The following is a 17,033-nucleotide window of genomic DNA, read 5'->3' as shown; positions in this document are numbered from 1 at the left end:
TTTATGTGGCAGCTTATTCGTAATGTGAAAATTTTTTTGAAAAGGGCCTCGTTAACGAATTGGAAAGAAATGAGAAAAATAAGAGTCTCATCATTATGACAAACTATTTAACAGTGATTTCACCGCCACTCCTTAGTTCAGTCTGTTTATTTGAATTTTTATCGAAATTACTGCAACAATTTCAAATTACGACGATAACTCTTCTGATTTATCTTCCGGCCAGACATTAATAACAGCTTTAATCAGCGTCGCCAATGGAATCGCGAAGAAAACGCCCCAAAATCCCCACAATCCGCCAAAAATAATGACGGAAATAATGATAATAAGCGGATGAAGATTAACTGCCTCTGAAAATAAAATAGGAACAAGCAGATTACCGTCTAATCCCTGAACAACCAAATAAGCAATAAATAGTGTCCAAAAATCTGCGCCTAATCCCCACTGAAATAGAGCTACCACAATGACAGGAATAGTCACTATTACCGTGCCTACATAGGGAATCAAAACCGATAAACCAACCAGAACAGCAAGTAACATGGAATAATGCAACTCAAAGAAAGCAAATACAGCATAAGTACAAATGGTTAAAATAACCATCTCCACAACTTTTCCCCGAATATAATTCGTAATCTGCTGATTCATCTCATGCCATAATTGCCCGGCTAAACCGTGATTACGCGGTAATATACGCTGGAATGCCGCTACCATTTTATTTTTATCCTTCAACAGGAAAAATACCATTAAAGGAACAATAATCAGATAAATAGAGAACGTCATCAGCCCAATCAAAGACGCTACAGAAAATTTAAATACAGATTCTCCCGCTAAAGAAAATTTATTGCGCAGATTTTCGGCAAACATATCAATGATACCGACATCAACTAAAATAGGGTAACGAGAGGGAAAAGTCCGGGCGTATTCCTTAAAGCGATTAAGCATATTCGGCAAATCAGAAAATAGATTGAGCCCCTGTTGCCAGACTGTTGGGGCAACAATCAGGATAATCAATGCACTGATCCCCATAAAAATGGCTAATACGATTGTCACTGAAAGAGTACGACTACAACCCAGCTTTTCTAATTTTACCGTCGGCCATTCCAATAAATAAGCCAACACAATCGCAGCAAGAACAGGAGCTAAAATACCATTGAAAAAATAAATTATGCCAAAGCCAGCCAGCAAAATGAATGATAGAGCAGCAACTTGCGGATCAGCAAAACGGCGGCGATACCATTGCATGATCATATCCAACATAAACCAAACTCCTTAATAACAATACTTAATGACTATTTTACTAAAAGTGCTTACGGCTGATCGATTTTAAGTTAACCTTAGCTATCATACACGTATCCTGAAATTGATAGCTAACTGGGCACAGCATTTTATAAAAATCGTTTTATGAGAATCGCTCTATGAAAAAAACATCTACTAAATCCCTGATAGCGATACTGATCAGTCTGACACTATTTGGCAATAGCCCTGCATACTCTGTACCTACTGACGAGACATTACCCGATATTGGTACAACCGCTGCATCCACACTCAGTACCAATCAGGAGATAGAGATGGGTGATTTCTATATCCGTGAAATACGTGCTGGAACCCCCTTGATTTATGATCCTCTATTAACACAATACATCAATAAATTAGGCCAGAGGCTCGTCAACCATGCTGATGCAGTGAAAACACCTTTTCATTTTTATATCGTCAATAATCCTAACATTAATGCGTATGCCTTTTTCGGTGGCAACGTTGTACTCCACTCTGCTCTGTTCCGTTACAGCCGAAATGAAAGCGAACTGGCTTCAGTTATGGCCCATGAAATATCTCATGTAACACAGCGCCATTTGGCTCGTATGATGGAAGATACACAGCGAAAAGCGCCACTGGCATGGGCCGGCGCACTTGGATCGATCTTACTGCTAATGGCTAACCCACAAGCAGGAATGGCAGCTCTAAGTGGTACGCTGGCTGGTTTTTCACAAGGTATGATCAGCTTTACTCGTGAAAATGAACAAGAGGCAGACCGTATCGGTATGCGGATATTAAGCCGGGCTGGGTTTGATCCTTATGGAATGCCTAATTTTATGCAAACTTTGAGTGAGCGCACTTTACACAACTCAGAAATTCCAGAAATTTTATATACCCATCCACTGCCTGATAGCCGATTAGCTGATGCCCGTAACAGAGCCAATCAATACCCGAAAAAATCTATTCCGGAATCACAGGAATATCTACTGGCCCGGGTGCGAATTCTGACACTAGAATCCACACTAAGCTCAGCCTATATTGAAGAGCTGCTCAATAAATACAGTCGTGGAACGCCAAAAGAACAAATTTCGGCCTCTTATGGGCGGGCTCTGCTACTGACTAAACAGAAAAAATATGCCGAAGCCAGAAAAGTGCTCACCCCGTTATTGAATAGCCAGCCAGATAATATCTGGTTTATTGATGCGATGACGGATATCGATATTGAACAAACACAATATGAGCAGGCGATTACCCGCTTACAGCAAGCCTTACAGAAACACAAAAATAACCCTGTGCTGCAAATCAATCTTGCTAACGTGTATATCGAAGCCAAACAGTATCCGAAAGCATCACAGCTGCTATTCCAATACACCTTCAGCCATCCGGATAGTTTAACGGGTTGGTCATTAATGGCCGAAGCAGCAAGCAAACAGGGGAAACGCAGTGAAGAACTGTCAGCTTACGCCGAAACAATGGCATTACAGGGTAAATTTGATATGGCAATCAATTATCTCAGTCAGGCCAGTGCATTAGCAAAACTGAACAGCTATGATCAGGCCCGTTACGATGCCCGTATCGACCAGTTACGCAAGCTGCAACAGCGCTATAGCCAATATAAAAAATGAGGTTCTTTTATATGCAACATGTTATTTTTTATCATAACCCCCGCTGTTCAAAAAGCCGGGAAACACTGAAATTAGTACAGGAACTCGGCATTACACCAGAAGTTATTCATTATCTCGATACCCCCCCAACGGCAGAACAACTGGCCGTTTTACTAAAGAAATTGGGGTTCGATGATGCCCGCCAATTAATGCGAACAAAAGAAGAACGGTATAAAGAACTAGGGCTTGATAATAGTGAACTTACACAAAAAGCCTTACTTCAGGCAATGGCTGATAACCCTAAACTCATAGAGCGCCCGATTGTTGTTGCAGGAGATAAAGCTCGTTTAGGGCGGCCACCAGAGCAGGTCAAAGAGATTTTGGAAAATTAAGCATTAAAAAAGTGATAGGGAAGTCGACTTTGTACCTCTATCACTTTTTTCTGATCTGGCGTATTAAAGATCAAGAATATCTTTTACAAATGGGATCGTCAGTTTACGTTGCGCCACAATAGAAGCGCGGTCAAGCTCATCCAACGTTCTGAACAGCGTCTGCATTTCTCTGTCAAGCCGCTTTAACACAAAACGCCCCACATCTTCAGGTAATTCAAATCCCCGTAACTTAGCTCTCAATTGCAGTGCCTGAATTTTTTCATCATCAGACAAAGGCTGCAATTTATAGATCTGACCCCAATCAAGCCGGGATGCCAAATCTGGCAATGTTAAATTAATTTGCCGAGGTGGACGATCTCCTGTGATCAACAGACAGGTTTTGCCAATCTCTACAATTCGGTTATAAAGATTAAAAATAGCCATTTCCCATACCGGATCACCTGCGATACATTCAACATTATCAATACATACCAATGATAAATGTTCCATACCATCAAGAACTTCCGGAACAAAATATGCACGTTTATCGAGTGGCACGTATCCGACAGCCTCTCCTTGCTGGGATAGTTCGGCACAGGCTGCATGAAGCAAATGACTCTTGCCCCCGCCATCGCGGGACCAAAAATAGATATAACTGCCATGTGACTGACTAATAGCCAATTTTATTGCGGCTAATAAAGAAGAATTCTCGCCTGCAAAAAAACTGGCGAATGTTTCATCATCTGGCAAATATAAGGGCAATGAAAGCTGCGCCGGTGTATTCAGAAGCACCTCAAACAGAATGGATAACGAACAGCATTAAGTTTACCATAGAAACCAAGTTTACCACAAAAAACGATAACAAATGAAATGAATACTTAGTTTAAGATGGTCGCTGTCGTTGGCACTCACTTTTTTATGAAAAAAAGAAAAATATCGCAAAGAAGTAGTAAAAATTTATTTTTAATAAAAATTATCATTGACATATATTCAATATTATTCCTTTCTCCCATTTCAGAACATTATTTATACTGAACATCTCAAAATACTCTCTGTCAAATTTGTGTTTAAAATCACCATTGATTATGACATATCCGAAATGAATAATATGACCTATACTGAACTCCATGAACATTAAAAATAACAATCAATGCAGAATATAGCAAAACTTAAAATATCAGATGACAAACTGGGAATTATCTTTCTTTATCAGACTGAGAAATAATCAGAGCACTCGCTTCTTTCAGGACCTCAATAATTTCACCTTTATCTAAATCACCTTCAATAGATAGGGAGCTACCATCATTTTTAGTGATAGATATTTTTAGATTATGCTCACCACCTAAAAGAGCAATTAATGATTTTCTTAAGCCATCAAGATATATTAAATTATCTTTAATAAAAGTAAGCGTTCGTTTAGCTATACTAAGCGTTTTCAAATCCGAGCTTATTGAATTAACTTCTATATTAAATTTTTTAAGCTCGGAATAAAATTCTTTTTCCAATGATTTATCTATATATAGAGTAATATTATTTATACTTTCCATTTTATCCCTCAATATTTTTCATCTTTGAGTGTTTGCACTTACAAGTATAGTAAAAGATTATGACAAAAAGACAGCAAATCGATAAATAGGAATGAAGTGGAATTAGGCAACTATAGGGATATAAAGAGAAATTAGCCAATATTTTTCTAATAAAAAAATAAGAGAAAGAGTTCGTTGAAAACCCTTTCTCTTAAAGGAAAACCCATACAAATTATTTTATGATTTCACTCGCTTTTTTATCATCACTGAATGATTCCACAGAAGAACTAATATACGGTTCATCCGGACGAATGATACTAATCAACTTGAAAATCAGGCTCATACCAATACCCACTACCGTTGCCAGTGCCATACCTTTCAGCTCTGCTGCACCGATTTGGATTTTCGCACCACTCACGCCGATAATCAGAATGACAGAAGTCAGGATCAGATTCTGAGCTTTGCTGTAATCTACTTTGGAATCAATCAGTACCCGTATACCAGATGCACCGATCACACCATACAGTAATAAAGATACGCCTCCCATTACCGGAACCGGAATTATCTGGATCGCAGCCGCCAGTTTACCGACACAAGAAAGTAAAATCGCCAGAATCGCTGCTCCGCCAATGACCCATGTGCTGTACACGCGAGTCAGAGCCATTACACCAATGTTTTCTCCATAAGTGGTATTTGGTGTTGAGCCAAAAAACCCTGAGATAATCGTTGAAAAACCGTTGGCAAACATCGAACGGTGCAATCCCGGATTTTTCAGCAAATCTTTTTGCACTATATTGGCTGTTACGACCAAATGACCAACATGCTCCGCAATGACAACCAGTGCCGCGGGCAAAATCGTCATAATAGCAAACCACTCAAAACGCGGAGTATAAAAAGTCGGTAATGCAAACCACGGCGCTTCACGCACTGGTGTAAAATCCACGACTCCCATAAAAAAGGATAGCGCATAACCCACCAGCACCCCAATCAGGATTGGAATGATCGCCATAAAACCGCGGAACATGACTGAACCCAATATTGTCACAGCCAGTGTCACCATTGAGATGATCAGGTTCGTCGTATTAACATCCGTTCCCGCAGCAGGACGTAACCCGGCCATATCAGCGGCGACCCCTGCCAGCTCCAGACCAATCACTGCAACAATAGCTCCCATCGCAGCCGGAGGAAACATCACATTAAGCCAGCCTCTTCCCGCGATTTTAACAATCAGGGAAACCAGACAGAACAGCAATCCACAGACAATAAATCCGCCCAATGCCAGTTCATACCCTAAAGGCAATAACAATAATACAGGAGATATAAAGGCAAAACTGGAACCTAAATAAGCCGGGATCTTTCCTTTACAAATAAACAGATAAAACAGTGTTCCAATACCATTAAACAATAAAATTGTGGCGGGATTAATTTTAAACAGAATGGGAACCAGAACTGTCGCCCCAAACATCGCAAATAAATGTTGCAAACTTAACGGAATGGTCTGTCTTAAAGGTGGCCTTTCATCTACCCCAATAGTCCGACGGGTCACTATTTATGTCCTCTTATGTTTTACTAGGAACCAAAAAAAAGCCGACTTTTCAGCCGGCTAAAAATATTATTTTGTACCAAATATCTTATCGCCTGCATCCCCCAGGCCAGGAACAATATATCCGTGCTCATTAAGGCACTCATCAATTGATGCAGTATATAATTCAACATCAGGATGTGCTTTTTCCAAAGCGGCAACCCCTTCCGGAGCAGCAACCAGAACCAAAACCTTAATAACAGGGCATCCTGCTTTTTTCAGCAAGTCAATGGTGGCAATCATAGAGCCACCTGTTGCCAGCATCGGATCTACAACCAACGCCATACGCTCATTGATATCAGAAACCAGTTTCTGAAAATAAGGTACAGGTTCAAAGGTTTTTTCATCACGATACACACCAACAACACTGATGCGGGCACTCGGAATATTTTCCAGAACACCATCCATCATTCCCAGACCTGCACGCAGGATAGGCACGACAGTAATTTTCTTCCCTTTAATCTGGTCTATTTCTACCGGACCACACCATCCCTCGATGGTCACTTTCTCAGTTTCTAAATCAGCAGTTGCTTCATATGTCAGAAGACTTCCCACCTCTGAAGCCAGTTCACGAAAGCGCTTAGTGCTTATATCATGATCACGCATCAGGCCCAGTTTATGTTTAACGAGTGGGTGTTTAACCTCAACGATCTTCATGGGTTTCTCCTACTGTATATAGCCGGCAGATAAAAAAATCGCGGGATTATACCTCCTTTTTGGGATCAGGCAACCATCAATATATTGATTTTTAGCAACTACAAGTCATTTTTTCCTATTTTTTATCCGCAATAAACCTGCATAAAGCTATCGCAAACGTTTGCCTTGGCTGTTAGAATTATTCCGTTCTGTTTTATTCATTCAAATGCAACCGCCTGGGAGCTACGCAGTGACCAACAAAACCTCTCTTAGCTATAAAGATGCTGGTGTCGATATTGATGCTGGTAATGCCTTAGTCAATCGTATCAAAAGTGTAGTGAAACAGACCCGACGCCCGGAAGTGATGGGGGGATTGGGTGGCTTTGGTGCATTATGTTCTCTGCCACAAAAATATCGTGAACCTGTTTTAGTTTCTGGCACAGATGGTGTGGGGACTAAATTGCGTCTGGCCATGGATCTGAAACGCCACGATACAATCGGCATTGATTTGGTTGCCATGTGCGTCAACGATCTGGTGGTTCAGGGAGCTGAGCCTCTGTTCTTCCTTGATTACTATGCAACAGGGAAATTAGATGTTGATACCGCATCAAGCGTTATAACCGGCATCGCGGAAGGCTGTAAACAGGCTGGCTGTGCTCTGGTCGGCGGAGAAACAGCTGAAATGCCGGGCATGTACCACGGTGAAGATTACGATGTTGCAGGCTTCTGTGTCGGTGTGGTTGAAAAATCAGAAATCATTGACGGCAGTAAAGTTCAGGCTGGAGATGCACTCATAGCACTTTCATCCAGCGGGCCACACTCCAATGGTTATTCACTGATCCGTAAAATCCTTGAAGTCAGTCAGACCAATCCCGAGACAACTGAGCTGGATGGTAAAACACTGGCTGATCATCTCCTCGCTCCAACCCGTATTTACGTTAAATCACTGCTTGAACTGATTGAACAAGTTGAAATCCATGCGATTTGCCATCTGACAGGCGGCGGTTTCTGGGAAAATATTCCCCGCGTTCTGCCTGAAAATATGCAGGCAAAAATCGATGGCACCAGTTGGCAATGGCCTGCCATTTTTAAATGGCTGCAACAGGCTGGCAATGTCAGCGACCATGAAATGTACCGTACGTTTAACTGCGGCGTCGGCATGATAATTGCGCTGCCTCAGTCTCAGGCAACACAGGCAATTGAATGGCTGAATAAAGCGGGTGAAAACGCATGGCAAATCGGCAGCATCGCTGAATCTGATCATAGCGGGCAACAAGTTACGATCAGTGAATAAAAAGCCAGTTAATAGAAAGTGATTCAATGAAGACTATGAAAAAAATTGCGGTCTTAATTTCTGGTAATGGCAGTAATCTGCAATCTATCATTGATGCCTGCCAGCAAAACCGGATTAATGGTCAGATCTGTGCTGTGTTCAGCAATAATGCTGACGCTTATGGTCTGCAACGCGCTGAAGAATCAGCTATTCCAACTCATTTCCTCAATCCGAAGGAATATTCTGATCGTACAGATTATGACTCTGCCCTGCTTACAGCCATTGATCAATATCAGCCCGATTTAGTCGTTTTAGCGGGTTATATGAGGATCCTGTCATCTGGCTTTGTGCAGCATTACCGTGGACGACTACTCAATATTCATCCTTCCCTGCTACCAAAATATCCCGGCTTACATACTCACCGTAAGGCGATAGAAAACGGCGATCAGGAACATGGCACTTCTGTCCACTTTGTCACCGAAGAACTTGATGGTGGTCCTGTTATCTTACAGGCCAAAGTGCCCATTTTTGCAGAAGATCAAGAAGAGGAAGTGATTCGACGCGTGCAAACTCAGGAGCATAATATTTACCCGCTGGTCATTGGCTGGTTTTTGGAAGGCCGTTTGAGCATGGGCAATAATACCGCTATTTTGGATGGGAAAGTGCTTTCTCAACAAGGATATGCTTCAGACTAACCGATATAATTAATTCCCAAATTTATTATTAGTTTCAAAACTACAGCATTGTGTTAAGGTTAGTTAATTAAGCTAAACTTAATCATACTAAGGTAAAAATAATTAGCCAGGCACCTTGCTGTACTTTATTACTTCATAATATTCTCTTTTATAAAAATCAAAACTAAGTCGTCCTTACGTTAAAAACACTGAGGTATCTAATGTCCAGTGGTTCCGAAAATCTACCCGTAAATCTACGTCCACTTGAGCGGGAAGATCTCCCTTTCGTCCACCAGCTTGATAATAATGCCAGTGTCATGCGCTACTGGTTTGAAGAGCCTTATGAGGCTTTCGTTGAATTATGCGATCTCTATGACAAACATATCCATGATCAAAGTGAACGCCGTTTTATTATTGAGAGTATGAATTCCAAAGTTGGTCTGGTGGAACTGGTGGAAATTGATTATGTCCACCGTCGGGCTGAGTTTCAGCTCATTATTGCGCCAGCTTATCAGGGGCAGGGCTATGCAACAGAAGCAGTTAAACTTGCGATGGAGTACGCATTTTCAGTACTAAATCTTTATAAACTCTATTTAATTGTTGATAAAGAAAACGAAAAAGCAATTCATATATACAACAAACTGGGATTTTATACAGAAGGAGAGCTCATTGATGAGTTCTTTGTAAACGGCTCTTATCATACTGCTATCCGCATGTGTACTTTCCAGCATCACTATTTTGCTAACAAAATTCGGCATTCCCAGAGTAAAAAGCAGCACTGTTAACCAATGGACCAAATGGAGTAGTAATGTCCCAAGACCGCCTCTATACAGAAAAAGAACTCAGCTGGCTCTCTTTCAATGAACGTGTGCTTCAGGAAGCGGCTGACAAAAGTAATCCACTTATTGAAAGGATGAGGTTTTTAGGGATCTACTCCAATAATCTGGATGAGTTTTATAAAGTCCGTTTCGCCGATGTAAAACGTCGCATTCTGATTAGCGAAGCGCGCGGCTCTGCAACGGGTTCCCGGCAATTATTAAAAAAAATTCAGTCAAAAGTTGCCAAAATCGATCAGGAATTTGATGAACTCTATAACGATTTATTATTGGAGATGGCGCGTAATCAGATTTTCCTAATCAATGAACGGCAGATATCCCCGAATCAGCAAATCTGGCTACGGCAATATTTCCGCCAGCATTTGCGTCCACACATTACGCCTATCGTTATCAATCCAGAAACGAATCTGGTTGAATTTTTAAAAGATGATTACACCTATTTAGCGGTGGAAATTATCCGCGGGCAGGAAACCAAATACGCTTTGCTGGAAATCCCTTCCGATAAAGTTCCCCGTTTCGTTAATTTGCCGCCGGAAATGCCCAAAAGACGCAAATCGATGATCCTGATTGATAACATTCTGCGCTACACACTGGATGAAATTTTTAAGGGATTTTTTGATTACGACACTCTAAGTGTTTACTCCATGAAAATGACCCGTGATGCTGAATACGATTTAGCGACGGAAATGGAATCCAGCTTGCTGGAGTTAATGTCTTCAACACTAAAGCAAAGACTGACAGCCGAACCTGTCCGTTTTGTTTATCAGCGCGATATGCCTGATGAAATGGTCGAATTATTGCGTAGCAAACTGGGGCTTTCCAATGATGACTCAGTCATTGCCGGCAGCCGTTATCACAATTTCAGAGATTTCATTAAATTCCCCAATGAAGGAAACCGGACTCTGCTGAATAAACCCATGCCCCGGCTGCGTCATACCTGGTTTGATCATTTCCGCAATGGTTTTGATGCTATCCGTGAACAGGATGTATTGCTTTATTATCCTTACCACACTTTCGAGCATGTACTGGAATTGCTGCGGCAGGCATCATTCGATCCAAGCGTATTATCAATAAAAATTAACATCTATCGGGTAGCGAAAGACTCACGCATAGTTGAATCCATGATCCATGCAGCCCACAATGGCAAAAAAGTAACAGTGGTCGTGGAATTACAGGCACGCTTTGATGAAGAAGCTAACATTCACTGGGCAAAACGCCTGACTGAAGCGGGTGTGCATGTCATTTTCTCGGCTCCCGGCCTGAAAATTCACGCCAAACTGTTTATCATTTCACGCCTTGAAGGGAATGAAATTATCCGTTATGCCCATATCGGCACAGGGAATTTCAATGAAAAAACAGCCCGCTTATATACCGACTACTCCCTACTGACAGCCAAACCCGAAGTCACCAACGAAGTACGCCGGGTATTTAACTTTATTGAAAACCCTTATCGCCCGGTGACGTTTGAGAATTTGATGGTTTCTCCCCAAAACTCACGGGCTATGCTCAATAAACTAATTGATCAGGAAATTGAAAATGCCAGAGCAGGAGAAATTGCAGGTATCACTCTGAAAATAAATAATCTGGTAGACAGAGAATTAGTAGATCGCCTATACGATGCCTCTGAAGCGGGTGTCAAAATACGCCTTCTTATCCGGGGAATGTGTTCTCTGGTTCCCGGCCAGCCCGGTTTTAGTGAAAATATTCAGGTTACCAGTATTGTCGATCGTTTCCTTGAACATGATCGGGTTTATGTTTTCACTAATAAAGGGGATGAGAAAATCTTCCTTTCTTCCGCAGACTGGATGACACGGAACATTGATTATCGTATTGAAGTTGCCGTTTGTCTGCTTGACCCACTGTTAAAACAGCGTGTTCTCGATATTCTGGAATTACAGTTTAGTGATACGGTCAAGGCTCGTTATATTGATAAAGAATTGAGCAATAGGTATGTCCCACGAGGAAATAAACGTAAAATTCGCGCACAAACTGCCATTTACGATTATCTGAAAAATCTGGAACAGCCTGAATCAAGAGTTTAATTTATGCCGTTGAAACACGATACACCAACGCCTAAACCGCTGGAAATTGCAACCATCGATCTGGGTTCCAATAGTTTTCATATGGTTATCGCCCGAATTGTAAATGGGGCATTACAAGTTATCGGTCGCCTGAAAAAACGGGTTTACCTTGCTGATGGATTCAACGATAAAAATGAACTGAGTGAAGAAGCCATCAAACGTGGTCTTGAGAGCCTTTCGTTATTCGCTGAACGTTTGCAAGGTTTCCCCGCAGAAAACGTCTGCCTTGTAGGAACTCACAGTTTACGGGAAGCAAGTAACGCCGAAGAATTCCTGCAACGGGCCAAAGAAGTTATCCCCTATCCTATTGAGATTATTTCCGGTCATGAGGAAGCCCGTTTAATCTTTATGGGAGTAGAGCATACTCAGCCCGAAAAAGGCCGTAAGCTGGTGATTGATATTGGCGGCGGTTCAACCGAGCTGGTTATTGGTGAAGGCTTCGAACCTCTTCTCATTGAAAGCCGCCGCATGGGATGCGTCAGTTTTGCCCGGCAGTTTTTCCCTGATGGGGTGATAAATGAACACAATTTCCGCAAAGCACGACTTCAAGCGGAACAAAAGCTGGAAAATCTCATCTGGCAATTCCGTACAAAAGGCTGGGATTTTGCTCTGGGGGCGTCGGGTACAATTAAGGCAGTGCATGAATTACTGGTTGAATTGGGTGAAAAAGATGGCCTGATTACACCTGAGCGACTTCAGATGCTGGTCAAAAGAGTGCTGAAATACAAAAACTTTAAATCGCTGGATCTGCCCGGTTTATCGGACGATCGCAAACAGACTCTGGTTCCGGGTCTGGCAATCCTGTGCGGTATATTTGATGCCCTAAATATTCAGGAATTATGCTTGTCTGACGGAGCACTACGTGAAGGCGTTCTTTACGAAATGGAAGACCGTTTCCGCCATCTGGATATCCGCCAGAGAACCGCCAAAAGTCTTGCTGATCACTATAATATCGATCGCGAACAGGCCAGTCGTGTCTGGGATACAGCTAAAACACTGTATGACCAGTGGGCTGCGCAAAACCCGAAACGGGTACAGCCACAACTGGAGTCTATCCTGCTCTGGGCTGCCATGCTGCATGAAGTTGGCTTAAGTATTAATCTGAGTGGCCTGCAACGGCATTCTGCCTATATTCTGCAACATACTGATTTGCCCGGTTTCAACCAAGAACAGCAGTCATTACTGGCAACATTAGTTCGTTATCACCGCAAAGCGGTTAAAGTTCATGAGCACCCTCGTTTCTATTTGTTTAAGAAAAAGCAATATCTTCCTATGCTCCAGATATTAAGATTAGCAACACTGCTGAATAATCAGCGTCAGTCCACAACAACACCTGAGTCACTGACACTGGAAACGGATCATGGGCACTGGATACTTTCTTTCCCGAGAAACTATTTAACTCAAAATACACTCATGCAACTGGATTTAGAAAAAGAGCAAGCTTACTGGAAGGATGTGACAGGCTGGCATCTACATATCCAAGAGGAATCAACTTAACGATATCGTATTATGAAAAAGAAAAAGAAAACCGCTCAGATTACAAAATTAATTCTGCTTATCAGCTTTCTGATTTTATTTGGGCGTTTTATCTATTCATCAATTGCAGCGTTAGAACATCATCAGCAAAAAAAGCAAAATATGATGGAACAAAGCAGCGATCTTAAGACAAAATAACATCATTCCTGATAGTGTAATTTTGGCAAAAACTAAAGGTCATATAATGTTACAGCCAGCCTTTAAACCCGATAATACGAATGTTGCCAGCCAGCATTCGCAAAAGCTGGCTCTTGCTCGCCAGCATCTATTTTCTCTGTTAATTAACGATAAGCTATTCGTTGATACATTATTAGGACAGGCTGATGCACATGCAAAGATTAGCAATGATCTGCTACTCGAAAAAATTGAAGAAGTCCGCTCTTTACTAACCAGCCTGCATGCAGCAGATATCGCAGATATTCTGGAGGCACTGCCTTATGATGAGCGTCTTGCTTTATGGCGACTCATTGACAACAACCAGCGTGGTGAAGTTTTGGTGGAAGCTTCAATCCCTGTCTGGGATAACTTAATTAAAGATATGTCCGATCTGGCGCTGCTTAGAGCAATCGGTACACTGCATGTCGATGAACAGGCTTATATTGTCGAACACCTTCCCAGGGATACCACACACCGTCTGCTGACCTATCTGGAACCCAGCCAGCGCAACCGTATCCGGGAAGTATTACAATACCACAAAGACAGCATCGGCCAGATGATGGACTTTGAATTTGTAACTGTACGGGGCAATGTCACGCTCAGTACCGTTCAGCGTTTTCTGCGCTCCCGTGGATCTATTCCTGCAACAACGGATAAAATCTTTGTTATTGACCGTAAAAACCAGCTTCAGGGGGAACTTCCGCTCACTACCCTGCTAACCAGCGTCCCCGATAAATTAGTTGCTGAAGTGATGAACATAGATACCGTGACTTTTCTGCCGGAGCAAAAAGGTGAAGATGCAGCCAGCGCGTTCGAGCGTTATGACCTGATTTCTGCTGCAGTTGTGGATAATAATGGCCGTCTGATGGGGCGTCTGACTGTTGAAGATATCGTCGATACCTTAAGCGAAGAGACAGATACCAATATCCGGCGTATGGGTGGCCTGAGCCGTGAAGAAGATGTTTTCGCTCCGGTTGGACAGGCAGTAAAAACCCGCTGGGCATGGCTAGCCATTAATCTGTGTACTGCGTTCGTTGCTTCACGGGTAATCGGTCTGTTTGAGCATACAATTTCCCAGCTTGTTGCCCTTGCCACGCTGATGCCTATCGTGGCAGGTATCGGGGGAAATACCGGCAATCAGACCATCACAATGATCGTGCGGGCACTGGCACTTCATCAAATCCGAACAGGAAGTTTTCCTTATATTTTATTAAGGGAACTGGGTGTTGCCCTGATAAACGGTATTATTTGGGGGGGAATTATGGGGCTTGTCACTTATCTGCTCTATGATGACCCAGCCATGGGCGGAGTGATGACCATGGCAATGATACTCAACCTGCTGATGGCTGCCCTGATGGGCGTGCTGATCCCTTTTATTATGATGAGACTGGGCAGAGATCCTGCTATTGGCTCCAGTGTGATGATAACTGCGATTACTGATACCGGTGGTTTTTTTATCTTTTTAGGGCTGGCAACCCTGTTTTTGGTTTAATGCGTAAAAAACATCAACTGACTTAACCCGTATATAATGCGGGTTAATATTTATCATTTGAAAATATTTTGATGATTATGAAAAGACTTTTGATTGGCTGCTCATAATTTTATAATTGATGAAACTCAATAAACTACTCAATAGGCTTTTCAGTATAGTATTTTATTAATTCACTGTGCTCATTAACTATTTCCATTTTTCTGGGATCGTCTTTATATTTTTCCTTCAACTCATAAAATAATTCATTGGCTCTCTTACAATATATATTAATCTCATCTTCCAGTAATCGCTTTCTTTCATCAGACAAATCACTATCCCATTCACCTGCAAGATATTCGCAATATTCAGTTTTTTTCATATATTCTTGCAAATCTTTTGGCATATTATCTCTCAATGCCCATGAAACTCCATGTAGGCAGAAAAAAATCACACACGATATAATTATCTTTTCCATTTTATTGCTAATTTTCCATGCCCAATGCATTAGGAAAGCTCTCTCTGGGAGTCTCACGGTTGAAGATATTATTACTCTGGCACCTGATTTGTTTCATTGTCACGCTTAAACAACCTGTATAGGAGATTTAAGCGTGACAATGAAACGCCGATTGAATTTATCGGCGTTTTAGCAGTTATTACATTAACTCAACATCAATAGACTCTTTCGTCCCAGACACTATATCCGGATGTTCCTGCCATATGATGGCGACTGATGATATCTTTATATTTAACAGATACAATTTCTTCCGGCTGTGCTTCCGCATGGTTAATACTGTGCGGATAATTCGGTGATAACTCAATAATCGTCGCATCACGACACTCAATTGAGTAATAGAGTTCCTGAGAGCCTAATTGTGAGGTGCGATAAAAATCAAATTTCAGGTTCAAACTTTCATTATCCGAAATTGCCATCATTAATAACGGTGATGATTTATCCTGCGGCTTTACAAATACAATTGGACTATGGTTAACATTTTGTTCTCTGTGAATGGAATGATGAAGATTTAATACAAAAATTTCATCTTCATGACCTGCCTGATACTTATTGCCAATGGATTCAACTGAAGAGCAACCTTGTGAAATCAACCCTTGTTTGTTTCCTTGCAAGGTTAAATAGATCATATTCGCCATAATAACTTCCTGTTTTGTTAAGGTTTTAATAACTATCAATCGCTTCTAATATGGTCTGGAGTACTACATTTTTTCAGGGGTAATGTGATTAAAATCACGATCCCCTAAACCAAACTATATTTTCATTGTTGCTAATTCTAGCGACTCACTTTATCAGCGATCATGCGATATTATACCAACGAAAAACAAGATAGGATATGTGTATTATTTGATAATTCACTCAGTATTACTTCCGTTTTTATAAGTATCAACTATGCTATGAAAACTGATAACAAAATAAAATCTAACAGATTGTTATTTTTTATAGGTCTATCTGAATAGACATATCGTACTCATCAAGTATTTTTATTTTATGAATATCATCTTTGTATTTATTTTTTAGTTTATTATGTAAAATTTTTGCTTTTTTGCAATATTCCGCTGAACCTTCCTCTATTTCTTTTTTACGATCTTCAGGAAGAGAATTATCCCATTCATTCGAGAAGTGTTGACAAGTTTCTATACTATCTATGTATTCCTGAATATCTAGTGGGATTTCGCTTTCTGATGTAAATGAATAAGCAGAAAAAAGTGAAATTATAATACCTAATATTATTGATTTTTTCATATTTCCCATCTCCTTATGCTATGTTTATTGCTTTTAAATTTAACAATCATTCCTGATAAAAGATACTTTATCAGATATCACGTATGCTAATGGATGTTTTACATGCTCTTTCGCCCTCCATAGCTTCGATTTCCTCATAAAACGTTCTACGTTATCTCATTGACACAATTTCCATATTTTCTCCATGATTGGCAATTTCTCTCCAAGTACACTAATTAAATATATATTTACACTAATTTAGCATAAGATGCATACGTGGCTGATTACCGATGCAATATTA

At 41.1% G+C, this 17,033-nt stretch carries 17 protein-coding genes; 9 read left to right on the top strand and 8 right to left on the bottom strand.

Annotation, left to right across the window (positions count from 1 at the left end):
• Window positions 1-186 precede the first annotated feature (186 nt).
• A complete protein-coding gene (locus AACX68_RS10870) occupies window positions 187-1,254 on the bottom strand; it encodes an AI-2E family transporter (RefSeq protein WP_228859153.1) in 1,068 nt (355 codons plus the stop codon).
• Between the two features lie 158 nt (window positions 1,255-1,412).
• On the opposite strand from AACX68_RS10870, the gene AACX68_RS10865 reads away from it, so the two are divergent.
• Both AACX68_RS10865 and arsC read left to right on the top strand, forming a co-directional pair.
• Complete coding sequence (locus AACX68_RS10865) at window positions 1,413-2,876, top strand: beta-barrel assembly-enhancing protease (protein ID WP_228859152.1); 1,464 nt, start codon at window positions 1,413-1,415, stop codon at window positions 2,874-2,876.
• 11 nt (window positions 2,877-2,887) lie between these two features.
• Complete coding sequence (arsC, locus tag AACX68_RS10860) at window positions 2,888-3,247, top strand: arsenate reductase (glutaredoxin) (protein WP_228859151.1); 360 nt, start codon at window positions 2,888-2,890, stop codon at window positions 3,245-3,247.
• A 63-nt stretch (window positions 3,248-3,310) separates the two neighbouring features.
• Here arsC and hda read toward each other — a convergent pair whose 3' ends face one another.
• From hda to upp, 4 genes are all read right to left on the bottom strand, one after another.
• Window positions 3,311-4,018, bottom strand: coding sequence for a DnaA inactivator Hda (gene hda, locus AACX68_RS10855; protein ID WP_193757262.1), 708 nt, complete (start codon window positions 4,016-4,018; stop codon window positions 3,311-3,313).
• Between the two features lie 404 nt (window positions 4,019-4,422).
• Complete coding sequence (locus AACX68_RS10850) at window positions 4,423-4,773, bottom strand: hypothetical protein (RefSeq protein ID WP_228859150.1); 351 nt, start codon at window positions 4,771-4,773, stop codon at window positions 4,423-4,425.
• Window positions 4,774-4,984: 211 nt separating this feature from the next.
• Complete coding sequence (gene uraA / locus AACX68_RS10845) at window positions 4,985-6,298, bottom strand: uracil permease (protein WP_228859149.1); 1,314 nt, start codon at window positions 6,296-6,298, stop codon at window positions 4,985-4,987.
• A 66-nt stretch (window positions 6,299-6,364) separates the two neighbouring features.
• A complete protein-coding gene (gene upp, locus AACX68_RS10840; RefSeq protein ID WP_228859148.1) occupies window positions 6,365-6,991 on the bottom strand; it encodes a uracil phosphoribosyltransferase in 627 nt (208 codons plus the stop codon).
• 229 nt (window positions 6,992-7,220) lie between these two features.
• Here upp and purM point away from each other — a divergent pair, with 229 nt between their 5' ends.
• From purM to mgtE, 7 genes are all read left to right on the top strand, one after another.
• Window positions 7,221-8,264: a phosphoribosylformylglycinamidine cyclo-ligase gene (purM, locus tag AACX68_RS10835; RefSeq protein WP_228859147.1), complete on the top strand. Its 1,044-nt coding sequence runs from the start codon at window positions 7,221-7,223 to the stop codon at window positions 8,262-8,264.
• 35 nt (window positions 8,265-8,299) lie between these two features.
• A complete protein-coding gene (purN, locus tag AACX68_RS10830; RefSeq protein ID WP_228859157.1) occupies window positions 8,300-8,938 on the top strand; it encodes a phosphoribosylglycinamide formyltransferase in 639 nt (212 codons plus the stop codon).
• Between the two features lie 200 nt (window positions 8,939-9,138).
• The gene (speG, locus tag AACX68_RS10825; RefSeq protein ID WP_228859146.1) at window positions 9,139-9,702 is read left to right on the top strand and encodes a spermidine N1-acetyltransferase; all 564 of its coding nucleotides are present in this window, start codon (window positions 9,139-9,141) and stop codon (window positions 9,700-9,702) included.
• A gap of 23 nt (window positions 9,703-9,725) precedes the next feature.
• Window positions 9,726-11,795, top strand: a complete 2,070-nt coding sequence (ppk1, locus tag AACX68_RS10820) for a polyphosphate kinase 1 (RefSeq protein ID WP_228859145.1) — start codon at window positions 9,726-9,728, stop codon at window positions 11,793-11,795.
• Between the two features lie 3 nt (window positions 11,796-11,798).
• Window positions 11,799-13,331: an exopolyphosphatase gene (gene ppx / locus AACX68_RS10815; RefSeq protein ID WP_228859144.1), complete on the top strand. Its 1,533-nt coding sequence runs from the start codon at window positions 11,799-11,801 to the stop codon at window positions 13,329-13,331.
• 12 nt (window positions 13,332-13,343) lie between these two features.
• Window positions 13,344-13,508, top strand: a complete 165-nt coding sequence (locus AACX68_RS10810; RefSeq protein WP_099110876.1) for a YfgG family protein — start codon at window positions 13,344-13,346, stop codon at window positions 13,506-13,508.
• 46 nt (window positions 13,509-13,554) lie between these two features.
• Window positions 13,555-15,018, top strand: coding sequence for a magnesium transporter (gene mgtE, locus AACX68_RS10805; RefSeq protein WP_228859143.1), 1,464 nt, complete (start codon window positions 13,555-13,557; stop codon window positions 15,016-15,018).
• A gap of 133 nt (window positions 15,019-15,151) precedes the next feature.
• On the opposite strand, the gene AACX68_RS10800 is transcribed toward mgtE, so the two are convergent.
• From AACX68_RS10800 to AACX68_RS10790, 3 genes are all read right to left on the bottom strand, one after another.
• Window positions 15,152-15,472 carry a hypothetical protein gene (locus tag AACX68_RS10800; RefSeq protein ID WP_339389324.1) on the bottom strand — a complete coding sequence of 107 codons (321 nt, stop codon included), beginning with the start codon at window positions 15,470-15,472 and terminating at the stop codon, window positions 15,152-15,154.
• 194 nt (window positions 15,473-15,666) lie between these two features.
• Window positions 15,667-16,146, bottom strand: coding sequence for an Hcp family type VI secretion system effector (locus AACX68_RS10795; RefSeq protein ID WP_099110873.1), 480 nt, complete (start codon window positions 16,144-16,146; stop codon window positions 15,667-15,669).
• A gap of 301 nt (window positions 16,147-16,447) precedes the next feature.
• Window positions 16,448-16,753, bottom strand: coding sequence for a hypothetical protein (locus AACX68_RS10790; protein ID WP_228859141.1), 306 nt, complete (start codon window positions 16,751-16,753; stop codon window positions 16,448-16,450).
• Between the last annotated feature and the right edge of the window lie 280 nt (window positions 16,754-17,033).

It is taken from the genome of Xenorhabdus sp. PB61.4 (assembly GCF_963894935.1).
GTDB lineage: Bacteria > Pseudomonadota > Gammaproteobacteria > Enterobacterales > Enterobacteriaceae > Xenorhabdus > Xenorhabdus stockiae.
Note: the sequence above shows the minus strand (reverse complement) of the source record. Positions and strands in the feature narration are given on the sequence as shown.